This window comes from Parahaliea mediterranea, assembly GCF_017255185.1.
In the GTDB taxonomy this organism is placed as follows: domain Bacteria; phylum Pseudomonadota; class Gammaproteobacteria; order Pseudomonadales; family Halieaceae; genus JAFKCZ01.
The window spans coordinates 46,148-69,834 of the sequence record NZ_JAFKCZ010000021.1 but is presented as its reverse complement, the minus strand read 5'-3'; the positions used below and the strand labels follow the sequence as shown (position 1 = coordinate 69,834).

18 protein-coding genes are annotated in these 23,687 nt (G+C 65.8%); 6 read left to right on the top strand and 12 right to left on the bottom strand.

Going from position 1 to position 23,687, the window contains the following annotated elements; genetic code table 11:
* Positions 1-280 (top strand): hypothetical protein (locus tag JYP50_RS20590; protein ID WP_206562448.1); only part of this gene is annotated, 280 nt, incomplete at its 5' end.
* 874 nt (positions 281-1,154) lie between these two features.
* Entirely contained in the window at positions 1,155-2,279 is a 1,125-nt protein-coding gene (locus JYP50_RS20585) for a zinc-binding dehydrogenase (protein ID WP_206562447.1), read from the top strand.
* Between the two features lie 12 nt (positions 2,280-2,291).
* Here the strand turns inward: JYP50_RS20585 and JYP50_RS20580 are convergent, their stop codons facing one another.
* Positions 2,292-2,852, bottom strand: coding sequence for an NnrU family protein (locus JYP50_RS20580; RefSeq protein ID WP_206562446.1), 561 nt, complete (start codon positions 2,850-2,852; stop codon positions 2,292-2,294).
* A 70-nt stretch (positions 2,853-2,922) separates the two neighbouring features.
* Positions 2,923-4,389, bottom strand: coding sequence for an HAD-IB family hydrolase (locus JYP50_RS20575; RefSeq protein ID WP_206562445.1), 1,467 nt, complete (start codon positions 4,387-4,389; stop codon positions 2,923-2,925).
* Positions 4,390-4,648: 259 nt separating this feature from the next.
* Here JYP50_RS20575 and hrpB point away from each other — a divergent pair, with 259 nt between their 5' ends.
* Positions 4,649-7,228, top strand: a complete 2,580-nt coding sequence (hrpB, locus tag JYP50_RS20570; protein WP_206562444.1) for an ATP-dependent helicase HrpB — start codon at positions 4,649-4,651, stop codon at positions 7,226-7,228.
* Positions 7,229-7,235: 7 nt separating this feature from the next.
* On the opposite strand, the gene JYP50_RS20565 is transcribed toward hrpB, so the two are convergent.
* The 4 genes from JYP50_RS20565 to JYP50_RS20550 form a co-directional block, all read right to left on the bottom strand.
* Positions 7,236-7,820 carry a DUF3501 family protein gene (locus JYP50_RS20565; protein ID WP_206562443.1) on the bottom strand — a complete coding sequence of 195 codons (585 nt, stop codon included), beginning with the start codon at positions 7,818-7,820 and terminating at the stop codon, positions 7,236-7,238.
* Positions 7,821-7,832: 12 nt separating this feature from the next.
* Positions 7,833-9,167, bottom strand: coding sequence for a heterodisulfide reductase-related iron-sulfur binding cluster (locus tag JYP50_RS20560; RefSeq protein WP_206562442.1), 1,335 nt, complete (start codon positions 9,165-9,167; stop codon positions 7,833-7,835).
* Positions 9,168-9,246: 79 nt separating this feature from the next.
* A complete protein-coding gene (locus JYP50_RS20555) occupies positions 9,247-9,666 on the bottom strand; it encodes a rubrerythrin family protein (protein ID WP_206562441.1) in 420 nt (139 codons plus the stop codon).
* 166 nt (positions 9,667-9,832) lie between these two features.
* The gene (locus JYP50_RS20550) at positions 9,833-12,304 is read right to left on the bottom strand and encodes a TonB-dependent receptor (RefSeq protein ID WP_206562440.1); all 2,472 of its coding nucleotides are present in this window, start codon (positions 12,302-12,304) and stop codon (positions 9,833-9,835) included.
* Between the two features lie 161 nt (positions 12,305-12,465).
* Between JYP50_RS20550 and JYP50_RS20545 the strand changes: the two genes are divergently transcribed.
* Positions 12,466-13,875, top strand: a complete 1,410-nt coding sequence (locus JYP50_RS20545) for a GGDEF domain-containing protein (RefSeq protein ID WP_206562439.1) — start codon at positions 12,466-12,468, stop codon at positions 13,873-13,875.
* A 21-nt stretch (positions 13,876-13,896) separates the two neighbouring features.
* On the opposite strand, the gene JYP50_RS20540 is transcribed toward JYP50_RS20545, so the two are convergent.
* From JYP50_RS20540 to JYP50_RS20530, 3 genes are all read right to left on the bottom strand, one after another.
* A complete protein-coding gene (locus JYP50_RS20540; protein ID WP_206562438.1) occupies positions 13,897-16,035 on the bottom strand; it encodes a YgiQ family radical SAM protein in 2,139 nt (712 codons plus the stop codon).
* A 271-nt stretch (positions 16,036-16,306) separates the two neighbouring features.
* Positions 16,307-18,784, bottom strand: coding sequence for a TonB-dependent receptor (locus tag JYP50_RS20535; protein ID WP_206562437.1), 2,478 nt, complete (start codon positions 18,782-18,784; stop codon positions 16,307-16,309).
* A gap of 112 nt (positions 18,785-18,896) precedes the next feature.
* A complete protein-coding gene (locus JYP50_RS20530) occupies positions 18,897-19,739 on the bottom strand; it encodes an ion transporter (protein WP_206562436.1) in 843 nt (280 codons plus the stop codon).
* A gap of 190 nt (positions 19,740-19,929) precedes the next feature.
* Here JYP50_RS20530 and JYP50_RS20525 point away from each other — a divergent pair, with 190 nt between their 5' ends.
* On the top strand, positions 19,930-20,583 hold the full coding sequence (locus JYP50_RS20525) for a class I SAM-dependent methyltransferase (RefSeq protein ID WP_206562435.1): 654 nt from the start codon (positions 19,930-19,932) through the stop codon (positions 20,581-20,583).
* A gap of 16 nt (positions 20,584-20,599) precedes the next feature.
* Here the strand turns inward: JYP50_RS20525 and JYP50_RS20520 are convergent, their stop codons facing one another.
* Genes JYP50_RS20520 through JYP50_RS20510 form a run of 3 tightly spaced genes read right to left on the bottom strand, consistent with a single transcriptional unit; the run spans position 20,600 to position 23,022 of the window.
* Entirely contained in the window at positions 20,600-21,007 is a 408-nt protein-coding gene (locus JYP50_RS20520; RefSeq protein ID WP_206562434.1) for a GFA family protein, read from the bottom strand.
* A gap of 53 nt (positions 21,008-21,060) precedes the next feature.
* Positions 21,061-22,368, bottom strand: coding sequence for an adenosylmethionine--8-amino-7-oxononanoate transaminase (bioA, locus tag JYP50_RS20515; RefSeq protein ID WP_347136885.1), 1,308 nt, complete (start codon positions 22,366-22,368; stop codon positions 21,061-21,063).
* A gap of 18 nt (positions 22,369-22,386) precedes the next feature.
* Positions 22,387-23,022 carry an arylesterase gene (locus JYP50_RS20510; RefSeq protein ID WP_206562456.1) on the bottom strand — a complete coding sequence of 212 codons (636 nt, stop codon included), beginning with the start codon at positions 23,020-23,022 and terminating at the stop codon, positions 22,387-22,389.
* Between JYP50_RS20510 and JYP50_RS20505 the strand changes: the two genes are divergently transcribed.
* Positions 23,021-23,683, top strand: a complete 663-nt coding sequence (locus tag JYP50_RS20505) for an ABC transporter ATP-binding protein (protein ID WP_206562433.1) — start codon at positions 23,021-23,023, stop codon at positions 23,681-23,683. The two genes, JYP50_RS20510 and JYP50_RS20505, sit on opposite strands and share 2 nt — an antisense overlap.
* The last annotated feature ends 4 nt before the right edge of the window (positions 23,684-23,687 follow it).

The following is a 23,687-nucleotide window of genomic DNA, read 5'->3' as shown; positions in this document are numbered from 1 at the left end:
GAAGAACCAGATTTACCTGGGTTCGGATAAGTTCGTGGAAGATATGCAGTGCAAACTCGATCCCGATCAATCCCTAAGGGATATTCCCAGGCCCCAGAAACTGGGCTCGCCGAAGCCATTGAATTATTTTGCGGAAAAGTATCCAGAGCGGAACGCCGCAATGGCGATGGCCTATCGCAGCGGGCACTATACCCTGGCACAGGTAGGTGAAGCATTTGGCGTGAGCTACGCCACTGTCAGTCGGGCGGTGAAATCATTTGAAGCAAAAAAGCGAATATAACCTGTCAAATACAAGGCCTGAACTTGTCTTGCGTGTGTCAAATGTAAGGTCTGACCCTGTTTTACTGTGTGTCAAATGTAAGGCCTGACCCTGTTTTACTTCAGTGGCTATTCAAATAGTGCAGACGACATAGTAAATGGGGATTTTTAATTGATGAATGGCATTCTATTTGTAGTATTTGTTGTATGGTTGTCAGCAATACTTTTGCGATACATTCGAGTCTTGAAAAAAATTGTGGCCTATTCCAGCGAGAGAAATTTGACTGTATTCGGCCGAAAATACAGTTCTCTGTTTGCGTTGTATTCGGATTTTACATTCATGTCTTTATTGTTTTCGGGGCCTGAAGTGAATAACTGCCAAGATCAGGGATTAAAGCAATTATTGAAGAAGGCTAGGAATTACCTCTACCTCCAAATCACGATATCTGTAATGATATTTGCAACTATGTTAGTCACAAATGTAGCGTCGATGTAAAGTGGGGGCGCATTAGACTTTCGGAGAACAAAAAGTGTTTTGGTCGCCGCGAGAACTCAGGTCGTTAATCTTCGAATATTAGGAGAGCCTGGCGCCGAATCCTTCACATTTACTGATGGCGAGGATGGCACAGCTGCAGAGCTTGTGAATTCCAGTTGGACCTACTATATTTGCCGAGAGAAGCAAGTGTAAGTAGCCTCTAAATCAGCCCTGCCAATCTTGGAGATCTCGACCATAATCTGGAGCTTGGACTCAGGCCTTATATTAGGATCTAGCTCAAGTAAAACCGGTGCTATTAGCCAGGCGGAAATGGATTCCAATTTTGATCGTGCCCCACTAATTCCACCCATCCGCTATAGTATCTGTCCGAATCGAGACAAGGCACTAAGGAGTACACACCATGGCCACCGCACTGCAAATGCGCTCGCTGGTCAGCGAGCAGGGTACGCTGGAACTGTCACTGCAGGAGTTCGAGGTCCCGGAGCCGGGCCCCGACGAGGTCCTGGTCCGTATTGACGCCGCCCCCATCAATCCCTCGGACCTGGCGTTGCTGACCGCCTTCGCCGACCTGGCGCAGGCCACCCAGTCCGGTACCGCGGAGCGGCCGGTGATTAACGCGCCAATTCCCCCCGGGGCGATGCGGATGCTGCAGGGGCGCTTGGGGCAGTCGCTGCCGGTGGGCAACGAGGGCGCCGGCGAGGTGGTGGCGGCGGGTAGCTCGGAGGCCGCCCAGGCGCTGATGGGGCGCACCGTGGGCTTGTTCGGGGGCGAAACCTACGGTCACTACCGCTGTGTCAAGGCCCTGCAATGCCTGCCGCTTGAGCCGGGGACCACCGCGGCGCAGGGGGCTTCCTGTTTCGTCAACCCGATGACCGCGCTGGGCATGACCGAGACCATGCGCCTGGAGGGGCACACGGCCATCGTGCACACCGCGGCGGCGTCGAATCTGGGGCAGATGCTCAACCGCCTGTGCCTGCAGGATGGCATCCCCCTGGTGAATGTGGTGCGCCGGCCCGCCCAGGCGGAGCTGTTGCGCGAGCAGGGCGCCAAATACGTGGTCGACTCCTCCGCCGAGGACTTCCCGGCGCAACTGACTGAGGCCATCGCCGAGACCGGCGCGACCCTGGCTTTCGACGCCATTGGCGGCGGCGATATGGCCTCGCGGATTCTCGCTTGCATGGAAGCGGCCGCGGCGCGCAAGATGACCGAGTACAACCGCTACGGCTCGGATACCTACAAGCAGGTCTACAACTACGGCATGCTGGACACCTCGCCCACCGTGCTGCACCGCAATTTCGGCTTCGCCTGGGGCCTGGGCGGCTGGCTGCTGCCGATCTTCCTGCAGCGGGTGGGCATGGACAAGGTACGGGAGATGCAGGCCCGCGTGGCGCGTGACATTCACACCACCTTCGCCAGCCACTATACCCGCGAGGTGAGCCTCGCCGGCGCCCTCGACCTGGATGCCTTGAAAACCTACAGCCGCCAGGCCACCGGCGAGAAGTACCTGATCAGGCCTCAGCAGTAGGCCGTCGCGGGGTTACCACACAGCCATCCCGGTAAAGTAGGGGTGGAGCCAGGCCACCGCCGCGAATACCAGCGCGGCGATGGCCAGCGTCGCCAGCTCGGTCATCACCCCGGGGGCGTCGGTGGGTGCCGGCGGGGCGTCGCGGTGGTTGAGCGCGATGATTTCCACCAGGGCCCAGATCCCCAGGCTGGAGAACAACAGCATGGAACGGCTGTCGCCGTTGAACAGCAGGTGGGCCAGTGCCCACAGCGCGGCGCCGGTAAGCTGGGGGTGGCGCACCCAGCGCCGGATCACGGATGCGCGATTGGCGGCCACGAACAGAACAAAAGCCACGGCGACCAGTGCCAGGCCGAGTGGCCGGTATGCCGCTGGCGGATTGAACAGGTAGGCCGGCTGCGTGCCGCGCCAACCGACGACAATCAGCGCCACTCCGGCGAGTACCGCGAGCGAGAACAGGCCGCGGTAGCCCGCCGTTCCCAGGCGGGCGACCAACGAATGCCTGGTGCCGGGGCTCAGCGCCGGTACCAGGTGGACCGCGATAAAAATCAACAGACCAGCGCCAAGCAAGGACATGTAGGCAGTACTCCCGGAATGCGTAGCTTAACCTTTACTATAGCTTAGCATCCCGGGGTTGGTCTGGGGTTCAACTCGCCGCGCGAAAGGGCAGGGAAGCTACCGGCGAGCGGCCCAGCAGTTCGCAGTACTGGCTCTCGATGGCGTGGCAGGTCTGCCGAACACTGCCCATGTCCCGGGGGTGCACCGGCGGCAGGACCGTGATGCGGATCGTGGCCGGCCGGATCAGGTAGCCCCCCTTGGGCAGGGCGTCCTTGACGTTGTGCAGCACGATGGGCACCACCGGCACCTTGGCCTTCTTGGCCAGGAAGAAGGCGCCGGCCTTGAAGGGCTGGATGTTGCCCAGGGTGCTGCGGGTACCCTCGGGCGCGATGAGCAGGGAGCGCCCGCCCTGAAGTACCTCCAGCGCGCTTTGCAGAACCCGGGCCTGGTCCTTGTCCTCGCGGTCGACAAAGATGGTTCCCGCCTGGCGCAGCAGGGGGCCCACCAGCGGGTTGCCGGCCATTTCCCGCTTGACCAGCGGCACCACGTCGCGGCGCAGCAGGTGCGCCAGTACCAGGGAGTCCAGCAGGCTCTGGTGATTGAAGGTAAAGATGGCGGGACGTGAGTTGTTCAGGTGATCCATGCCCTCCACCTCGAAATCGAGCCCGGCGAAGCCGCTGCCCACGTCGCCCAACAGCTGGGTCATGCGATTGACGTTGGTAAAGGGCTTGAGTCCCAGGCGTCGGCCGAGGGCGCCGGCAACCGTGGTGGCGGCCACCGCTTCCACGGTCAGCAGGGTGCGCAGCAGGGACTCCAGGCTGGGCTTGCCGCGGGAGGCGAAATCCAGCTGTGGCCACTGGTGCGAGCGGGCCAGCGCGGCGAGGCGATCGGAGGGGTTCACCGTTACCGGGTGGCCGACTTCTTTCAGCAGCGGCAGGTCGGCGCTGGAGTCGGTGTAAAACCAGCAGTCGTCGAGCGCTACCTTGTGCCGCCGGGCAATGCGTCGCGCCGCCAGTGACTTGCCCTCGCCGTAGCACATGGGGGTAATGACCTTGCCGGTGAACGTGCCATCGACGACCTCCAGGCGGGTGCAGCAGATGTCCTCGATACCGAGAACCCGGGCGATCGGCTCGATCTGGTACTGGCTGGCCGCACTGACGATCACCAGGTGGTGGCCGGCGGCGCGGTGGGCCTCGACCAGGGCGATGGCCTCCCGGTACAGGCTGCGCGCCAGGGTGTTGTGGTAGGCGCGCTCGCCCAGTTCGGCCAGGGACTGCTCGCTAATGCCCGCCAGGCTGCGGGTGACCCGCCGCACCAGGCGATGGTAGTTGGTGCCGGAGCCACGGGCGCGCTGGCGCAGCAGATCCCGCATGACTTTCAGGGACTGGCGCAGCTCGCCCCTGCCGGCGCCGTGGCGGGCGGTCTCCCAGGCCAGGGCGATGATCGAGTAGCCGGCGATGAGGGTGCCGTCGAGATCGAAGAACGCAACGCCGGGACGGTTGCCGGGTGCTTGTTCAATGCTGCCCAGGTGGGCGTCAAACTCCGTGAAGGCCATATTGGCTCCCGCGCGACTGCGCTTTCCACGCACCGCCACGGGCGCGACAACAGGGATACAGCAAAAAACTTGCCAGAGGGACAGGATGCTAGAGATTGCCCGTGACAGCGCTGTGACGGCGCCGGCGCCTGTGAATTATTCACTGTCCGCGATCGAAGTCCGCCGGAGGCGCGCACTACAAAGGTGCAGGGGCGCTTCCAAAGCGGGCATTGGCGGCGCCGGCGTTGGCGGAAGTCCCGCGCTCCGTTAACATGTCGCGATGCCAAACGACGCCTCCGCCCAGCTTCCCATCCACGCCGTACTGCCGGAACTGCGCGAGGCCCTGTCGGCGCGCCACGAGGCCGTGCTGCAGGCGCCGCCCGGCGCCGGCAAGACCACCGCCGTCCCCCTGGCCCTGCTGGACGAGGCCTGGCTGGCGGGGCAGGTGGTGCTGATGGTCGAGCCCCGGCGCATGGCCGCGCGCAACGCCGCCCTGCGCATGGCCGACATGCTCGGCGAATCGGTGGGCGACACCGTCGGCTACCGCATTCGCCTCGACACCTGCGTCGGTGAATCCACCCGGGTGGAGGTGATCACCGAGGGTATCCTCGCCCGCCGCCTGCAGCGGGACCCGGAGCTGGCGGGGGTGGGGCTGGTTATCTTCGACGAGTTCCACGAACGCAGCCTGGATTCCGACCTGGGGCTGGCGCTGGCCCTGCAGGCGCGGGAACTGTTCCGCGAGGGCGCGCCGCTGAAGCTGTTGGCGATGTCCGCCACCCTGGACGGGGAGGCCGTGGCGGCCCTGCTGGACGATGCGCCGGTGATCACCTCGCGCGGCCGGCAGTACCCGGTGGACATTGTCTATGGCGCGCCCTATCAATTGCGCGATCCCATCGTGCCGCGCGTGGTCGACGCCGTGCTGCGGGCATTGCGCGAGCGCGAGGGCAGTGTGCTGGTGTTCCTGCCGGGCCAGGCCGAGATCAACCGCGCCGCGCGGGAATTAACCCGGGCGCTGGGGGAGTCGCCGGAGCCGGTCCAGGTCTGCGCGCTCTACGGCGGTCTGTCGTTGAAGCGCCAGCAGCTCGCCATTGCGCCGGCCCCGCCGGGGCAGCGCAAGGTGGTGCTGGCCACCAATATCGCCGAGACCAGCCTTACCATCGAAGGCATTCATATCGTGGTGGACAGCGGGCTGGCGCGGGAGGCGCAGTTCGACGCCGCCACCGGCGTCACCCGCCTCAATACCCGGCGCATCTCCCGCGCCTCGGCGGCCCAGCGCGCGGGCAGGGCGGGGCGCCTGGCCCCCGGCGCCTGCTACCGCTTGTGGAGCGAGGAGCAGCACCGGCAACTGGTGGCGCACACCAGCCCGGAGATCCTGCACGCCGACCTGGCGCCGCTGGCCCTGCAGCTGCTGGCCTGGGGCGTGCGCGACCCGGCGGAACTGCGCTGGCTGGACACGCCGCCGGCGGGACCCTACCAGCAGGCCCTGGGGATACTGGCGGCCTGCGACGCGGTGCTCAGTCCGGCGCCGGGGCAGTGGCAATTGACGCCACACGGCGTGCGCCTGGCGCAGATGCCGCTACACCCGCGCCTGGCGCACATGCTGTTGCTGGGCTGCGATATCCACGCCGGCGAGACCGCCTGCCTGATCGCCGCGGTGCTGTCGGAGCGCAATCCGTTGCAGGACGGCGGGGCCGACCTCAATCGCACGCTCGCCGTGCTGTTGGGGGAGGCGCGCTGTCCGCCGGAGTACCGGGGCTGGTTTCGCCGTACCTGGGAGCAGGCCCGGCGCTACGCCCGGGTGTCCACCGGCGTCCATCAACCCCGTGACTTCGCCCTGCAGGTGGCCGCGCGGGACGTGACCGGAGTGCTCCTGGCCGCGGCCTACCCCGACCGGCTCGCACGGCTGCGTCCCGGGGCCGACAGGAGCGCCTACCTGCTCGCCAACGGCCGCAGCGCGCGCCTGCCCGGCGACGACGAGCTGTGCGGCGAACCCTGGCTGGCCACCGCCGAGGTGGGGGGGCGTCGGGGAGAGACAGAAGACCGCATCTATAGCGCGGTGCCGCTGTCGGAGGTCTATTTCGACAGCGCGCTGCTGTCGCTGGTGCGCACCGAGGACAAGGTGGTGTGGGACGACGTGAAAGAGCGCTTTGTCGCCGAGCGACGCCGCTGCGTGGGCCGGATCGTGGTCGGCAGCGAAGCCCTCGCCGAGGTGCCGGCCGCGGCGCGGGCCGACGCACTGCTGGGCGTGGTGCGCCAGCGCGGCCTGGACATCCTGCCCTGGAACAACGCCCTGCGCCAGTGGCGGGCCCGGGTAAACCTGTTGCACCAACAGGCCGCGGAGCGTGGCAATGGCAACCCCTGGCCGGATCTGTCCGACGAGGGCCTGCTCGGCTCCCTGCGGGACTGGCTGCTGCCCTGGCTCGACGGGGTGGAGCGCCTGCAGGATTTCGCCCGCCTGGACTTGCGCGCCGCGCTGCAGGCGCTGCTGCCCTGGCCCTTGCCGCTGGAGCTCGAACGCCAGGCGCCCGAGCGCATCGCCGTGCCTTCCGGGTCCAATGTGAGTGTCGACTACACCGTGTCGCCGCCGGTGCTGGCGGTCAAGCTGCAGGAAATGTTCGGTTGCGAGGACGGCCCGCGTGTCTGCGACGGCGGCCTGGCGCTGAGTATTCACTTGCTGTCGCCCGCCGGCCGCCCGCTGCAGGTCACCCAAGACCTGGCCAGTTTCTGGCGCAACGGCTATCCGGAGGTGCGCAAGGAAATGCGTGGACGCTACCCCAAGCACCCCTGGCCGGAAGATCCGGTCGGCGCGACGCCCACGCGCCATACCCGCGCCCGACAGGCGGCGGAGGGCTCCGGGTAGGGGCTTGCTAGGCCAGGTCTGCCTGTAGCGAGGCGCGCACGGGCTCTGCTACCGCAAGGGCCTCGACAGTGTAGGCGTGGTGGTCGATGCCCGCGCGCAGACCGGCGCCGGCGCGCGCCGCCGCCAGCGAATCGGGGTCGAGCTCAAAGCGCAGGAAGTGCACCGAGGCGGTTTTATCCGCGCTGGAGCGCTCCAGGTCCTCGTTGGCGATGGGATGTATGCGCTCGCAACCCGCCACCTGCAGCCACACGCTTTGCTCGATGCCCACCAGCTCGCGCAGGCGCGCGGCGCGCTCCGCCGGGTCGCTGTACTCGATCATGAACGTCGCCTTCCAGTTGCCGCCGTCGGGAATCAGCGGATTGTAGGCCGCCAGTTCCTCGTGGATTCCCCGCGCCTCGAAGATCTTTTCGATGCGCAGCATCTCCTGTACCTGGTACTTGATGGTCAGGGCGTCCTCGAACAGCAGGCGCGCGTGTGCCCCCAGTGCGAGCTGGCGGTGCTTTTTGTGCGCCATCACTCGCTGGCGAAAGGCGGGTCGTGCCTCGGCGTACTCCTCCAGCGACCAGAGGTCGGCGCGTGACAATTCATCCATCACTCTCTCCCGTCATTCGCCCGCCGGCGGCAGCCCGTAGGCCATGCGCAGCAGGGTCATGGGGTGTTCGCCGCGGTCCACCGATTGCGCCAGGTGGGCGATGTGGGTGGCGGCCATCGGGCAGTCGCTGGCGAAGTGATCCGGCGCCTGCTGGTCTACCTTGCGCACCACCGGGCGGGCGATTTTCACCGATTTATCCCGGGTTTCCCGTTTCACGGCGTAGGTGCCGTCGTGGCCGGAACAGCGCTCCTGTACCGTCACCTCGGTGCCGGGTACCAGGCCCAGCACGTCCCGGGTGCGCGGGCCGATGTTCTGCACCCGCTGGTGGCAGGCGGCCTGGTAGGCCACGCTGCCCAGCGCGGTGGTAAACTCTGTGTTCATCGCGCCGCCCTTGTGGCGCAGCCACAGGTACTCGAAGGGGTCGTAGAAAGCCGCCTGGACTTTCCTGACGGCCTCGTCGTCGGGGTACATCAGCGGTAATTCCTGCTTGTACATCAGTACGCAGGAGGGGATGGGGGCGGTGAGGTCGTAGCCGCGGTCCACCAGTTCCGCCAGCACCGGGATATTGGCCCGCTTTAACCGGTCCACACTGTCCAGGTCGCCGAGTTCGAGCTTGGGCATGCCGCAGCAGCGCTCCCTCGGCACCAGTTCAATGGCCACGCCGTTATGGCGGAATACCGCGAGGAAATCCTCGCCGATGTCGGGGCTGTTGTAGTTGCCGTAACAGGTGGCGTACAGGGCCAGTTTGCCCGTGGTTTCCCCCACCGGATGCGGCGCGATGTCCGCCGCGTTCCCGGCGCGCTTGCGCAGGGTCCTGCGGTGGAAGGCCGGCAGGGGCGCTTCCCGGTGAATGCCCAGGGCGGATTCCAGTCCGCGGCGCGCGGTGGCATTGCGGTTGGTGGCGTTCACGGTGATGTCGACCAGGGGGATGGAGGCCAGGGAGAACACCCGGTCGGTACTGGTCAGCAGCCGGTCGCGGGCCCGCGCGCCCTCGCGCCGGAATCGCACCGCCTTGGCGCGCAGCATCAGGTGCGGAAAATCCACCGCCCACTCGTGGGGTGGCACATAGGGGCACTTGGTCATAAAGCAGAGGTCGCAGAGGTAGCACTGCTCTGCGACCCTGGGGTAGTCCGCCCGGTCCACCCCGTCCACTTCCAGGGTCGCGGATTCGTCGACCAGGTCGAACAGGGTGGGAAAGGCATCGCACAGGCTGACGCAGCGGCGGCAGCCGTGGCAGATATCGAATACGCGCTCCAGCTCCGTATCCAGTACCTGGGGGTCCCAGAACTCCTCGGACCGCCAGGCGACGGGATGCCGGGTGGGCGCCTCCAGGCTGCCTTCCTTCACGGGTAGCTCCTCGGCATGAACCTGCGGCTACGGGCAGCCGCCGGGATGGCGGGGCCGCCCCGGGGCCGCGTCGCCGGGTTCAGGCGTCCAGTTCGTCCAGTGCTTTCTGGAAGCGGTTGGCGTGACTGCGCTCGGCCTTGGCCAGGGTTTCCATCCAGTCGGCGATCTCGTCGAAACCCTCGTCCCGGGCGGTCTTGGCCATGCCGGGGTACATGTCGGTGTACTCGTGGGTCTCGCCGGCAATCGCGGCCCTGAGATTGTCCGGGGTGCCGCCAATGGGCAGGCCGGTGGCGGGATCGCCGGACTCCTCCAGGTATTCGAGGTGACCGTGGGCGTGCCCGGTTTCGCCCTCGGCGGTGGAGCGGAATACCGCGGCCACGTCGTTGTAGCCCTCGACGTCGGCCTTGGCGGCGAAATAGAGGTAGCGGCGGTTGGCCTGGGATTCCCCGGCGAACGCGTCTTTCAGGTTTTGCTCGGTCTGGGTGCCTTTCAGGGACATGGTGACCTTCCTCGTGCTGCGACAGCGGTTGGCTTTTCAGCGGCGCCCAACCGGGCGACCGCCAAGGGTAAAAGTAGCGCATGCCGCGGCTTTCGGCGAACCGAGTGCGGCGAGGGAGGGGCGGCGCGCTGTAGTGGGGCGTCTCCCGGCAAGCCGCAACCTCTACTCAGAAGGTGTAGCCGAGCGTGACACCGAAGGTCCGGGGCTCCAGCAGGAACTGATTGGTCGCCAGGCCCACGTTCTGGTCCCCCAGATACTGCCCGGTGACATGGTCCTCGTCATTGAGGTTGCGCCCCCAGGCCTCGGCGAACCAGCTGCGGTCGGTGCTGTACAGGGTGAGGGTGGCGTTCCACACGTCCCAGGCGTCCACGGTGTCGTTCACGGTGTTGAACACCCGGGTGTAGAACTCGTCCTGCCAGTAGTAGTTGGCGGCGGCGGTCAGTTCCATGCCGTTGTCCAGCGGCCAGTTGTAGCTGAGGCCGAGATTGACCGAGAACTCGGGCGCGTTGGGCAGGGCGTTGCCGTCCAGGTCCGCCTCGAGGCCCGCGCAGGGCGGCACGCCGCCCGGGCAGCCGGGCCCTACGTAGAGGTTGGAGTTCACTGCGTTGACCACGAACTCGGTGGTGCCCATCTGGTTGATGTCCGCCGGGTCGAGACTGCTGCCGCCGTCCATGGCGGTGTCCAGCCAGGCCAGGTTGGCGGTGACGCGCCAGCGGTCGGTGGGCAGCCAGGCGAACTCCCCCTCGAAGCCCTGGATCGCGGCGTCGAAGTTCTCGTTGAGACTGGTCTGCTGGGTGATCTTGGAAATCTGCAGGCCGTCGTAGTCGTAGTAGAAATAGGTCAGGTTGGCCTGCAGGGTGTTGTCCAGCAGGCGCGATTTCAGGCCCACCTCGAAGGCGTTGATGTACTCCGGGTCGAATTCGGCCAGGCCGGGGTCGTCCCGCAGCAGGACCGAATCGTCGGAAATCGGGTTGAAGCCGCCGCTCTTGTAGCTGCGCGACAGGGTCAGGTAGGCCATCAGGTCGGTGTCGATGTCCCAGGTGACGTTGAATTTGCCGGTGGGTTCCTCCCAGCTGCCCTCGAAGGCCTTGTAGCCGCCGTTGGGGCCGTTGGGGTCGTCCAGGAAGCCCAGGTAGATGGTGCGCTGCAGCGACCGTTTTTCCTCCTCGGTGTAGCGCAGGCCCAGGGTCAGGCGCAGCGCGTCGGTGGCCTGCCAGTACAGTTCGCCGAAAGTGGCCCAGGTGTCGAGTTGGTAGCTGCGGGTGGCGTTGTCGAACAGCCGCTGTTCGGCGGGAATGCCGAAGGTCTCGCCGTACAGGGTCAGGGCCGCGGAGTACACGTAGTAGTGCACCTCGCTCTCGTACTGCAGCCAGAAGCCCCCCAGCATGAAATTCCAGTCGCCGTCGAAATCCGAGGCCAGGCGGATTTCCTGGCTCCACTGCTCCGGGGTGGTGGTGGAGCGGTCGCTGGCGTAGGCGCGGTCGACCGTGATCGGGCCGTCGGGGCCGCGGTCCACGGTCACTGCCACCGGCCAGGGTTCGGAGGCCACCGTGAAATCGTAGTCGTTGCGGGCGTGGAGCTTGGAGCGGTGGTAGCCGGTGAGCCAGGTGAGGGTCATGGCGTCGAAGGCGTGCTCGACCTCGAAGGAAGCCATCCAGTCCTCCACCTCGTAGCGGGGTGCGAAGTCCAGGTACTGCTTGCGCGGGTCGCTGCTGACCGGCGAGTTGAGAAAGTCGTCGTCGGGGAAGTCCGTTTCCAGCCGTCCGGCGACCAGGTTGTTGACCAGGAAGCCGGTGACCGTGGCCGCGCTGTTGGTGCGCTGGTTGGCCAGCCCGGTGGGCAGGCAGCCGATAATGCCCTGCGGGTCCCGCAGGCAGCGCTGGTTGCTGCCGCGCATGCGGTCGGAGTCCTCGCGCAGGTAGTTGACCGACAGGTTCACATCGCTGCGCTCGCCCCGCCAGCGGGTGGAGGAGCGCAGGGCATACATATCGCGGCCGTCGACGGAGTCGCCGGTGTATTCGTTGTCGACGAAACCGTCCCGGTTCAGGGAAAACAGCGCGAAGCGCTGGGCGAGGTCGTCGGTGAGGGGGATGTTCAGGGCGCCCTTGAGTTTGACGTGGTCGTAGTTACCCAGCTCCAGGTTGATGTTGCCGCCCCAGTCCTCCTCCGGTTTGCGGGTGATCAGGTTGACCACCCCGGCGGTGGTGTTGCGGCCGTAGAGCGTTCCCTGGGGGCCGCGCAGCACCTCCACCCGCTCGGCGTCGAAGAACTCGGTCTCGAAGATGCGGCCGTTGTTCAGGTACACCCCGTTGAAATGGGTGCCGGTGCCGCTGTCCGCGGCGGCGCCCACCGCCTGGTTGCCGATGCCGCGGATGGAGATCGCCGCGGTGGTGAAGTTGTCCTTGCTCATCAGCATGTTGGGCACGCTGAACTGCATGTCCAGGGATTTGCTGATCAGCGCGCGGTCCAGCTCGGTGCCGCTGAAGGCGGTGACGGCGATGGGGGTGTCCTGGACGGTGGTGGCCCGCTTTTCGGCGGTGACGATGATCTCCTCGAGCATGCCCGACTGGGCGAGTGCCAGGCTGGGGCCGAGCAACAGGGCGCAGGCGCAGGGGGTGACGACTGAACGTCGGGTCATGGCACATACTCCTATTTTTATGATTAGAACTTTGAGTATGTTGCTGAACGTAGCAGACACGGCCGGCACGGGCAAGTGGCGGCCCCGCTCGGGATGTTCGATTTGACTCCGTCGATGAATGCTTTAGGCTGCCGGGTCACTCAAAATGCCGTACCCAGCACATGTCCCACACCGGAGCGCCGGCGATTTCGCTGCAGCCTGATATCGCCATCCTGAACCGCTTGCGCGCGATTCAACCCCTGTTGTTGTCCCTGGTTGGCCTGGTCGCGGCCGTCGTCATGTTCGCCTGGTGGTTTCCGGCGCTGGGCCGGGCTCTGCCGGACGGGTGGCAGTTGATGAAGTTCAATACCGCGCTGGGCATGGCCTTGTGTTCCCTGAGCCTGCACTTATCGGGCCGCGGCGGCCGGCGCCGGATGCGGGGCGCCGCCTTGGCGGCGCTGCTGACAGTGATGCTGGCGCTGTCGGCGCTTGGCATGCACGCGTGGGGGGGCGGCCTGGGGCTGGAGACCCTGTTCGCCGGCGATGCGGAATCGTCGCGGCCGGGCCTGATGTCGTTGCAGACCGCGTCCTACCTGCTGCTGGCCGCGGTGGTGGCGCTGTTGATTCGGCAGCGCAAGAGCCGCTTTTCCTCCCTGGCCGATGCCTTGACCGGTGTTCTGCTAACGACCTGCCTGGTGGTTTTGGCGGGTTACGTCTTTGGCGCCGCCAGGCTGTTCGGGCAGGAGGCCGAGGTGAGAACTTCCCCCCACACCCTGGCGTGCATGCTGATACTCGCCTTCGTGGCCGTGGCCCGGCGCAGCGAGTACGGGTATTTTTCCGTTATCGTGGCGCTTGGACTGGGCAGCAAGATGGCCCGGATGCTGGCCCCGGTGGCGCTGCTGCTGCCATTTCTGCTGGCCTATATCGCCGCCCACGGCGCGGCGCGCGGCTTGATGGCGTCACCCTACGCGCTGGCGCTGTCGACGACCCTGACCTCGCTGGTGTTCTTCCTGCTGGTGGTGCTCATGGCGCGGCGCATCAACGAGCTGGAAAACGACCTGCGCGATCTGTCGTTGAAGGACGAACTCACGGGTTTGTTCAATCGCCGCGGCTGCTACCTGCTGGGCGAGCAGTCCCTGCGCGATGCCAGGCGTGCCCGGTCGACCCTGAGCGTGCTCTACTTCGATTTGAATCACCTCAAGCGGGTGAACGACGAATTGGGGCACGATGCCGGCGACCGCCTGCTTTGCGAGATGGTGTCGGTGATGAAATTGGGTTTGCGGGCCAACGATATCCTAGCGCGGCTGGGAGGGGACGAGTTTGTCGCGGTGATTCGCGGTGATCTCCACGAGTCGCGGCGCGTGGTGCGCCGACTGCGTGAAACCGCCCGCGCACGGGCGGCGAATAGCCCGCTGGAGCAGGGGGTTAGTTTCAGCGTGGGCAGCGCCGCCAGCGGGGAGCCGGGCGCCGACACCTTCGACGGCCTGGTGCGCCTGGCGGATCAGCGCATGTACGCCCAGAAACAGGCCTTCCGGCGGGGGCTCGAGCCGGCGGACGACGCAGCCGGGCCGGGGTTGGCCATGAACGGCTGACCGGCGCCGGCGATAGCGGGCTCAGCGGCGCCGTTTTTTCACGGTCGGTGTGCGCGGCAGGCCGTTGTGCTGGGTGGCGAAAGGTCGCGAGGCCGCGGCGGGCACGCGCTGGTGCCGCTTTGGCGGCTGGCGCGGCGGCACCAGGTGTACCTTGCCGTTGCCGATCAGGTCGGCCCGGCCCATTTTCTTCAGGGCCTTGCGCAGGGTGGGCCAGTTGTCCGGGTCGTGGTAGCGCAAGAAGGCCTTGTGCAGGCGCCGCTGGGACAGCTTCCTGACGGTGGGCATGGTGTCCGAGCCGCGGGTTACCCGTTTCAGGGGGTTCTTGCCGCTGTGGTACATGGCGGTGGCGGTGGCCATGGGGGAGGGGTAGAAGGTCTGCACCTGGTCGGCGCGGAACTTGTTGCGCTTGAGCCACAGGGCCAGGTTCATCATGTCCTCGTCCCGGGTGCCGGGATGGGCGGCGATGAAGTAGGGGATCAGGAACTGTTCCTTGCCCGCCGCTTTTGAGTACTTCTCGAACATGGCCTTGAAGCGGTCGTAGGTGCCGATGCCCGGCTTCATCATCTTCGTCAGCGGCGCGTCCTCGGTGTGCTCCGGGGCGATCTTCAGGTAGCCGCCCACGTGATGGGTCACCAGCTCCTCTACATACTCCGGGGTCTCCACCGCCAGGTCGTAGCGCAGGCCCGAGGCGATCAGGACCTTTTTCACGCCCTCGACATTGCGCGCGCGGCGGTACAGGCCGATCAGCGGGGTCTGGTCGGTGTGCAGGTTCTTGCAGATACCCGGGAACACGCAGCTCAGTTTGCGGCAGCTGGCCTCGATTTCCTTGCTCTTGCAGGCCAGGCGCCACATATTGGCGGTGGGGCCGCCGAGGTCGGAAATCACCCCGGTGAAGGCGGTGGAGGTGTCGCGGATCTTCTCCACCTCGCGGATGATCGAATCCTCCGAGCGGTTCTGGATGATGCGCCCCTCGTGCTCGGTGATCGAGCAGAAGGTGCAGCCGCCGAAGCAGCCGCGCATGATGTTCACCGAGTGGCGGATCATCTCGTAGGCGGGGATGCGCGCCGCACCGTAGCGCGAGTGGGGCAGGCGGGTGTAGGGCAGCTCAAAGACCCAGTCCAGCTCGTCGGTTTCCAGCGGGATGGGCGGTGGGTTCAACCACACGTCGCGGTCGCCGTGGGCCTGCACCAGGGGGCGCGCGTTGTGCGGGTTGGTCTCCTTGTGCAGGATGCGGGAGGCGTGGGCGTAGAGCGCGCTGTCGTCCTTCACCTGCTCGTAGGCCGGAATGCGGATCACCGCGGGACGCGCGTCGCGCCGGTCCAGCAGGGTGACCGGTTCGGCGTGCTGCACGGTCGCGCTTGCCTCGCCCTCGGGGCCGGCCTGGCTGGCGCAGCTCTCGGTGCGGGTGTCGGCGTAGGGGTTGAGCGGCTTTTCCACCGGGCCCACCACGTCGATCGAGGTGGAGTCGATTTCCCGCCAGCCCTCGGGGATGCGCTTGCGCACGAAGGCGGTGCCGCGCAGGTCGCGGATGTCGCGGATCGACTGGCCCTCGGCCAGGCGGTGGGCCACCTCGACAATGGCGCGCTCGGCGTTGCCGTAGAGCAGCAGGTCGGCGCGGCTGTCCAGCAGCACGCTGCGGCGCACCTTGTCGCTCCAGTAGTCGTAGTGGGCGATGCGGCGCAGGCTGGCCTCGATGCTGCCGATCACCAGCGGCACGTCGCGGTAGGCCTCGCGCACCCGCTGGCTGTACACGATCACCGCCCGGTCGGGGCGCTTGCCGCCTTCGTTGTCCGGGGTGTAGGCGTCGTCGTTGCGGCGTTTACGGTCCGCGGTGTAGCGGTTGATCATGGAGTCCATGTTGCCCGCGGCCACGCCGAAAAACAGGTTGGGCCGCCCCAGTGCCTTGAAGGACTCGGCGCTGGTCCAGTCGGGCTGGCTGATGATCCCCACCCGGAAACCCTGCGCTTCCAGCACCCGGCCGATCACCGCCATGCCGAAGCTGGGGTGGTCCACGTAGGCGTCGCCGGTAACCACGATCACGTCGCAGCTGTCCCAGCCAAGGGCGTCCATCTCCTCCCGGGAGGTGGGCAGCTCGGGGGCGGGACCAAAGCACTCGGCCCAGTATTTGCGGTAGGCGTACAGCGGCGTCGGTGTCGACATGGGGACGTGGCGCGATAGGCGCGGGATCAAAAAACGGGGCAGGAGTATACACAAAATCGCCGCGGCTTTCCCCGATCGAAAAATTGGGGTCAGAGCCAAATGGCACTCACTTAAGTCAAAAACAGGGTGTTCGTTCTCTGTAGGGTCGAATTTATTCGACCAAAAGAGGAGTTCACGGCATCAATGGCCGAATAAATTCGGCCCTACAACGGTTCAGTAAGTGTCATTCGGGTCAGAGCCCTTTTTGGGAAAAGGGCTCTGACCCCTTATCTTAGAAGTGGAACAGGAAATCCATGCCGACCATGCGCGGGGGGATGCGCCAGCCGGTGAGGGAGCCGATGGCGTCGCCGTTGTCGCCGAATACGGTGACCGCCTCCTCGTCGAAGAGGTTGGTGCTCCAGGCGCTCACTTCCCAGCGGTTGCCGGCCGGTAGCAGGGTCACCCGCAGGTTGGCCAGGTCGTAGGCGTCCACCATGCGGGTGGGGTCGGTCAGGCTCTCCACCCGCTCGTCGCTCCAGGTGTAGTCGAAGCGGGTGACCACCTCGCCGAACTCGCCCACCGGCAGGTTGTACTCCAGCGCCAGGTTGACCTTGTTCTCCGGCGTGCCGACGCGCGGCTCGCCGGTGAGGTCGTCCTCGGCGGTCTCGCCGGCGGCCTCGATGATATCGAAGTCGGTGTACTCGGTCTTGAGCCAGCTGTAGTTGCCGCTGACAGTCAGGTTCTCGGTGAGCAGCCAGAAGCCCTCCAGCTCCACGCCGTAGCCCTCGGCGTCGGCGTTGCGCAGGTTGTAGCTGGGAATCGGCGCGCCCAGCAGCTTGAGTTCCTGGAGGTTGGTGTACTCGTAGAAGAAGGCCGCGGCATTGAACCGCAGGCGGCCGTCGAGGTAGGCGCCCTTGGTGCCCAGCTCGTAGTTGATCACTTCCTCTTCGTCATAGGAGCTGTCGATGTCCGGGCCGAAGTTCAGGCTGTTGAAGCCGCCGGACTTGAAGCCGGTGGCGACGCTGGCGTAACCCATCACATCGTCGGTGACGTGGTAATCCAGCACCAGGCGGCCGGAAATCGCGTCCCAGGTATCGCTCTGGGAGGTGTCCAGCATTGGCTGGCCGTTGTTGTAGAAGGCGAGGCCGAAGTCGGCGCCGGCGATCTGGTTCTGGTACTGGGTGAACAGGTCGAAAGACTTGTCGTCATAGGTGTAGCGCAGGCCGCCGGTCAGGTTCCAGCGCTCGTCGAGGCTCCAGGTGGCGTCGCCGTACACGGCGTAGCTCTCGTAGGTGCCGCTGGTCTCCACGGCCTCCACCCAGCTCTCGTAGGCGCCGATACGCGGCGCCACGTCGCCCAGGATCTGGAACAGGCCCGTCACGGGATTGTCGGAAATACCGAAATTGCCGAGCGTGCCCTCGTCGTTGAGGAAGCTCCAGATAAAGGCGGACATGGCCATGCCGTCCAGATTCCGGTCCTTGAGCTGCTGCCGATAGGCCGGCAGTACCTGGCCCACCTCTGAGTTGCTCAGGCCATCCAGGGCGTCTATCTGCTCCTGGGGCAGGCCGGCCAGCGCCGAGAGGAAGGTCTGGGAGGTAGCGGAGGTGGAGTTGCGCAGGATCTCCGCCCAGGCAAAGGTTTCCAGGGTGCTGAAGTTGAATTCCGCGGTGGTCAGGTGCTCGACCGTCTCCCGCGAGTAGGCCACCCCTGTGGTCCACTTGAGCCGCTCGCTGGCGCCGGTGAGGCGGAACTCCTGGGAGAAGTACTCGTTGTCGTCGGGGTTGGAGGAGGCGAAGTAGTAGTCCGGATTGTTGGAGCCGTCCAGGTCCTCCAGCAACTCGGTCTCGAACTGGCGCCAGCCGGTGATGGAGGTCAGGGTGGCGCCGCTGAACTCGTGGTTGATCTCCAGCGAGGTGGCGAACATTTCGCGCTCTTCACGGCTCTCGAAGTCGTTGGCGATATCGCCAAAGGGGTCGTGGTTCAGGCCCGGGTTGGCATTCTCGAACACGCTGTCGATCATGGTGAACTGGGCGCCGCCGTTCTGGTCCAGCTCGCTGTACTCCACCCGCCACAGGACTTCGGTATTGGCCGAGGCGTCCCACAACAGACTGGCGCGCAGCCCGTCGGAATTCTGTTCGCTCTGGTCCGGGCCGGTGAGGTTGTCCAGGTAGCCGTCGCGGTTGCGGCTGACCGCCAGCAGGCGCACGGCCACCGACTCGCTCAGCGGCGCATTGACCATGAATTCGCCGTCCAGTCGGCCGTAGTCGCCCACGGTGACCTTGGCCCGGCCCTCGCGCTCGAACACGGGCGGCTGGCTGATGATATGGATCGCGCCGCCGGTGGCGTTGCGGCCGAACAGGGTGCCCTGGGGCCCCTTGAGCACTTCTACCCGGGCGATATCGGCCAGCGCCGCCTCGGCGCCGGCGCCGCGGGCGGCGTACACGCCGTCCACGTACACCGCCACCGCGGGGTCCGAACCCACGGTCCAGTCGTTGGTCTGCACCCCGCGGATGGTGTAGGTCGGCTGCAGGGCGTTGTCGTTGTTCATCTCCACCCCGGGGGTGAAGCGGCCGAGGTCGGTGAGGTTGCGGGCGGACAGTTTCTCCACCGTGCTCTCGTTGAAGACACTCATGGAAATCGGCACGTCCATGACGTTTTCCGCCCGCTTCTGCGCGGTGACGATAACTTCTTCCAGCATGGGTTGGGCCTGGGCCGAGGCGGCCGCGGCCAGGACAGCACCCACCAGGGTGTGACGTTTAAAATGTCTCATTGGGATGGCCTTGTACAACGTTATTGGAATACTCTGAACGCTTGTGACGCCTGTCAACATTCTAGGGGATAATCGGTGGCAAGCATACCCCACGGCCAGGGTGCTTGCACCCTCAGTCGCCCTCCCTGCCCAGGGGCGGCAGGTCCGAGCCGCAGTACTTGCAATAGCGGGCGTCGAGGTCGTGGCCGGCGCGGGAGCACTGGCTGCAATTGCGGCTGGTGCGGTGGCTGCCGCGCAGGCCCGAGGCCAGCTCGGCGGTGATGATGCCGGTGGGCACGGCGATGATGGCGTAGCCGACCAACATGCCGGTGGCGGAGATGGCGCGGCCCAGGGCGGTGACCGGAACCACGTCGCCGTAGCCCACCGTGGTGATGGTGACGATGGCCCAGTAGATGCTGATCGGGATGTTGTCGAACCCGCTCTCGGGGCCTTCCACCACGTAGAGCAGGCAGCCGAAAATCATGGTGATGATCATCATCATGGAAAAGAACACGAATATCTTGCGCGCCGAGCGGCGCAGGGCCCCCGCCAGCAGGTTGGCCTCGTTGAGGAAGGCCACCAGGCGCAGCACGCGGAAGATGCGCAGGATGCGCAGCAGGCGCACGATCAGCAACGAGGCGGCCTGGGGAAAGGCCAGGGCGATGTAGGTGGGGAGGATGGCGAGCAGGTCGACCACGCCGTAGATGCTCAGCACATAGGCCTTGCGGTTGGGGGAGCACCAGATTCGCACCGCGTACTCGATGGTGAACAGGATGGTGAACACCCACTCGATGCGCCAGAACAGTTCGCCGTAGGTGGCGTGCAGGTCCCATATGGAATCCAGCATGACAATGGTGACACTGCTGAGAATCACCATAATCAGGCAGATGTCGAACCATTTGCCCGCCGGGGTCTCGGTGCCGAAGATCACCTCGTAGAATTTTTTCTGCAGGGGGGTGATGCTGCGCGCGGTCATATCGGTTCCATGGCGGGAGGGCGTTGGTTCATGGTCACCAATATAGGACACGCGGGTCGGTAAATGAACCTTCAGGGGCATTTGTCGGCCCCTGGAGCGGTATCGGGGTGGTCAATCCGCCAGCCTGTGCTACCTTGCTCGTCGCGGAGAGGCGGCCGCCTTTTACCGCCTGGACCTCGGGGAGAACGCAATGGGAAACGCAGCCTGGTTCTGGGGCAGGATGTCGGCACGCTACGCCCGGACAGCCATCGCCAACGAAGCGGCCTACCAGCAAAAACTGGCCACCACGCGCGAGTATCTCGCGGACGCCGCCGAGGTGTTTGAATTCGGCTGCGGCACCGGCTCCACCGCGATTGCCCACGCCCCCTACGCGGGACGGATACTGGCCATCGACGCCGCGCCCGAGATGATCGATATCGCCCGCGGGAAGGCCGCCGGCGCCAGCCTGGACACGGTCGACTTCCAGGTCGGGGATATCGCCGATTTCGATCTCGGCGGCCGCGCCTTCGACATGGTTCTCGGCCTCAATATACTGCACCTGCTTGACGACTGGCGCGGCGCGATCGACCGGGCCTGCGCCTTGCTCAAGCCGGGCGGGGTATTTGTGTCCAGCACGGCCTGCCTGGCGGAGGGCCCCACGGCATTTCGCGTGATCGCGCCGCTGATGCGGGCCTTGCCCCTGCTGCCATCGGTGCAGGTGTTGTCAGAGGGGGAGCTGGTTGAGGTCATGCAGCAGGCGGGTTTTGGCATTGAGCACCGATGGCGGCCGAGCAGGGCGGAAGCGGTGTTTTTGGTGGCGCGGAAACAGGGCCTGTCAACCGATTCGACAGCAGGGGCGCAGTAATCGCAAGTGCTCCCGATTATCCGGGCGGGCCATCCAGCGAGGGAATATTCTGCAGGTCCCGATCCCAGTCCGCGCGATTCGCGCAGAAAATGTGTGCATCGGGCGTGACCGGGAGTGCCTCGTCGAGGCTTCCGGCGGGCACCACCAGCAGCTTGCCGTCCATCTGCACATTGGGCAGGGCGGAGCCGCAGTTTGAGCAAAAGCTCCTCGCATGCCGTGTCGATGGCAGGGTGTAGGACCTGACCTGCTCTTCCCCGGACAGCCAGGTCAGGGTGGCGCCGCTCGAAAACAGGTTGGCGCCGTGCGCCGAGCCGGTGTCCTTGCGGCAGTGCCCGCAGTGGCACAGAAAGAAATGCTCGAACTCACCTTCCACCGCGAAGCGTACATTGCCGCAGAGGCAGGAACCGTGGGTACGACTGGTCATTGAGGGCTATCCTTGGCGTTGCAAAGGCAGGGCAGTGCCACTTGGCAATTAATTTAACCCAGCTGGCTGACAACATCCACCATCGCCCCGGTCAGCGTGGCCAGGTCCTCGTCGTTCATGATGAAGGGCGGCATTACGTACACCAGGCGGCCGAAGGGGCGCACCCACACGCCGCGCTCCACGAACATCGGCTGTACGGTTTTCATATCGACCGGCCGTTCCAGTTCGATCACGCCTATCGCTCCGAGGGTGCGCACGTCGGCGACGCCGGGAAGCTCGCGGGCCGGGGCCAGGCCGCTGTCCAGGGCGCGGTTGATGCGCTGGACGCTGCGTTGCCAGGGCTGGGACAGCAGCAGCTCGGTGCTGGCAATGGCCGCGGTGCAGGCCAGGGGGTTGCCCATGAAAGTGGGGCCGTGCATGAAGGCGCCGGCCTCGCCCTCGCTGATGCCACGGGAGATGCGCGAATTGCACAGTGTAGCGGCCAGGGTCATGTAACCGCCGGTGAGGGACTTGCCCAGGCACAGGATGTCGGGGTCGATGCCGGCGTGCTCCAGGGCGAACAGCTTGCCGGTGCGGCCGAATCCGGTGGCGATCTCGTCGAAGATCAGCAATACGTCGAAGGCGTCGCACAGGGCGCGCAGCTTGACCAGGTAATCCGGGGAATAGAAGCGCATCCCGCCCGCACCCTGCACCACGGGCTCGACGATCACCGCGGCGATCTCGTGGTGGTGCTCGGCCAGCAGGTCCGCCATCGGCTTGATATCGGTGTCGCTGCAGGAACCGTCGACGGGGCAGTCCGGCGCCGGGGCGAAAAAATGTCGCGGCAGCACGTCGCCGAACAGGTGGTGCATGCCGGTGACGGGGTCGCACACCGACATCGCGCCGAAGGTGTCGCCGTGATAGCCGTTGCGCAAGGCGACCAGTTTCTGCTTTGCCGGCTGGCCCACCGAGTACCAGTACTGCAGCGCCATTTTCAGCGCCACCTCCACCGCCACCGACCCGGAGTCGCTGAAGAAAACGCGGTTGAGGCTGGCCGGCGTCAGGTCGGTGAGAATGCTGGCCAGTTTCACCGCCGGGGGATGGGTCAGGCCGCCGAACATCACGTGGGACATGCGCTCGAGCTGCTCGCTCAGGGCGCGGTTCATCACCGGGTGGTTGTAGCCGTGGATGGCGCACCACCAGGAGGCCATGCCGTCGATCAGTTCGCAGCCGTCCGCCAGGGTCAGGCGCACGCCGCGGGCGCCCACCACCGGGAATACCTCGGGGGCGTCGGTGGCGGAGGCGTAGGGGTGCCAGAGGGTGGCGCGGTCGGCTTCGCGCAGGCGGTTCCAGCTCCAGTCGCGTTTGGCGGCAGTCTTCACATTAACTCCGGGGTCGTTTCACAGTAGCGCCATGATGGCGGCGCGCAGGTTGTTCAGTAGCAGCGGCTGGGCGGCGGCGGTGGGGTGTATTCCATCGTCCTGCATCAACTCGCTGTCGGTGGCCACGCCGTCCAGCAGGAAGGGGCCCAGCGTGCTGTCGGCGGCTTCCGCGGCGGCGCCGAAGGCTTCCCGGAACAGGCGCGTGTAGCGCGCCCCGTAGTTGGGGGGAATCTCCATCGGCAATATGAGTACCCGGGCACCTGCGTCCCGGGCCATGCGGGCCATCTGCTCGAGATTGTCGCGCAGACGCCCGACCGGGTAGCCGCGCAGGCCGTCGTTGCCGCCCAGCTCGATGATCACCAGCTCGGGCTGGTGCTCGGCCAGCAGGTCGGGCAACCGGCGCAGGCCGCCGGCGGTGGTTTCGCCGCTAATGCTGGCGTTGACCACCCGATAGTGCGGGTGGCTGTCCCGCAGTTCGTCGGCTAATTGGCTCACCCAGCCCTGTTGCAGAGACATGCCGTAGGCGGCGCTGATACTATCCCCAAGCACCAGCAGGCTGTGCTGCGCGGCCCGCGCCGGCAGCGCCAGCAGCAGGGCCAGCAATCCGAGGGCGAGGGGCCCGCGTAGCAAGCGAACGAAATAGGGATGTTGCATGATCAAGGCAGAAAATCTCCACAAGCGGGTGCCGATGGCGGGGCGCGAGCTGGAGATACTGAAAGGGATCAACCTCGAAATCAAGTCGGGGGAGTCGGTGGCGGTGGTCGGGGCCTCGGGCTCCGGCAAATCCACCCTGCTGGGCCTGCTGGCGGGGCTCGACGAGGCCTCCGGCGGGCGCGTGATCATCGGCGGCACCGAACTTGGCCAGCTCGACGAGGACGGACGCGCCGCCTTTCGCGCGGAGAACGTGGGTTTCGTGTTCCAGTCCTTCCAGTTGCTGCCGGCGCTCACCGCGCTGGAGAACGTGATGCTGCCGCTGGAACTCAAGGGCCAGCAGGACGCCCGGGCCCAGGCCGGATACTTTCTCGAGCGCGTGGGGCTGGGCTCGCGGCTGGACCACTACCCCCGGCAGATGTCCGGGGGCGAGCAGCAGCGGGTGGCCATCGCCCGGGCCTTCGCCTCGCGACCGGAGATCCTGTTCGCCGACGAGCCCACCGGCAATCTGGACGCCAGTACCGGTGCCCACGTGATCGACCTGCTGTTCGAACTGAACCGGGAGCACGGCACCACCCTGGTGCTGGTGACCCACGACCTCAAGCTCGCCGACCGCTGTGAACGCCGGCTGCAGCTGGAGGGCGGGGCCCTGGTGGCGCAGTAGGGGG

What these genes read in the sequence shown, in the direction of transcription:
- JYP50_RS20550 (WP_206562440.1), bottom strand. Translation starts at nt 12,304, where the DNA reads ATGACCCGACGTTCAGTCGTCACCCCCTGCGCCTGCGCCCTGTTGCTC.
- JYP50_RS20585 (WP_206562447.1), top strand. Translation starts at nt 1,155, where the DNA reads ATGGCCACCGCACTGCAAATGCGCTCGCTGGTCAGCGAGCAGGGTACG.
- JYP50_RS20555 (WP_206562441.1), bottom strand. Translation starts at nt 9,666, where the DNA reads ATGTCCCTGAAAGGCACCCAGACCGAGCAAAACCTGAAAGACGCGTTC.
- JYP50_RS20545 (WP_206562439.1), top strand. Translation starts at nt 12,466, where the DNA reads ATGTCCCACACCGGAGCGCCGGCGATTTCGCTGCAGCCTGATATCGCC.
- JYP50_RS20575 (WP_206562445.1), bottom strand. Translation starts at nt 4,389, where the DNA reads ATGGCCTTCACGGAGTTTGACGCCCACCTGGGCAGCATTGAACAAGCA.
- JYP50_RS20580 (WP_206562446.1), bottom strand. Translation starts at nt 2,852, where the DNA reads ATGTCCTTGCTTGGCGCTGGTCTGTTGATTTTTATCGCGGTCCACCTG.
- JYP50_RS20510 (WP_206562456.1), bottom strand. Translation starts at nt 23,022, where the DNA reads ATGCAACATCCCTATTTCGTTCGCTTGCTACGCGGGCCCCTCGCCCTC.
- JYP50_RS20505 (WP_206562433.1), top strand. Translation starts at nt 23,021, where the DNA reads ATGATCAAGGCAGAAAATCTCCACAAGCGGGTGCCGATGGCGGGGCGC.
- JYP50_RS20520 (WP_206562434.1), bottom strand. Translation starts at nt 21,007, where the DNA reads ATGACCAGTCGTACCCACGGTTCCTGCCTCTGCGGCAATGTACGCTTC.
- JYP50_RS20540 (WP_206562438.1), bottom strand. Translation starts at nt 16,035, where the DNA reads ATGTCGACACCGACGCCGCTGTACGCCTACCGCAAATACTGGGCCGAG.
- JYP50_RS20530 (WP_206562436.1), bottom strand. Translation starts at nt 19,739, where the DNA reads ATGACCGCGCGCAGCATCACCCCCCTGCAGAAAAAATTCTACGAGGTG.
- JYP50_RS20525 (WP_206562435.1), top strand. Translation starts at nt 19,930, where the DNA reads ATGGGAAACGCAGCCTGGTTCTGGGGCAGGATGTCGGCACGCTACGCC.
- hrpB (WP_206562444.1), top strand. Translation starts at nt 4,649, where the DNA reads ATGCCAAACGACGCCTCCGCCCAGCTTCCCATCCACGCCGTACTGCCG.
- JYP50_RS20565 (WP_206562443.1), bottom strand. Translation starts at nt 7,820, where the DNA reads ATGGATGAATTGTCACGCGCCGACCTCTGGTCGCTGGAGGAGTACGCC.
- JYP50_RS20535 (WP_206562437.1), bottom strand. Translation starts at nt 18,784, where the DNA reads ATGAGACATTTTAAACGTCACACCCTGGTGGGTGCTGTCCTGGCCGCG.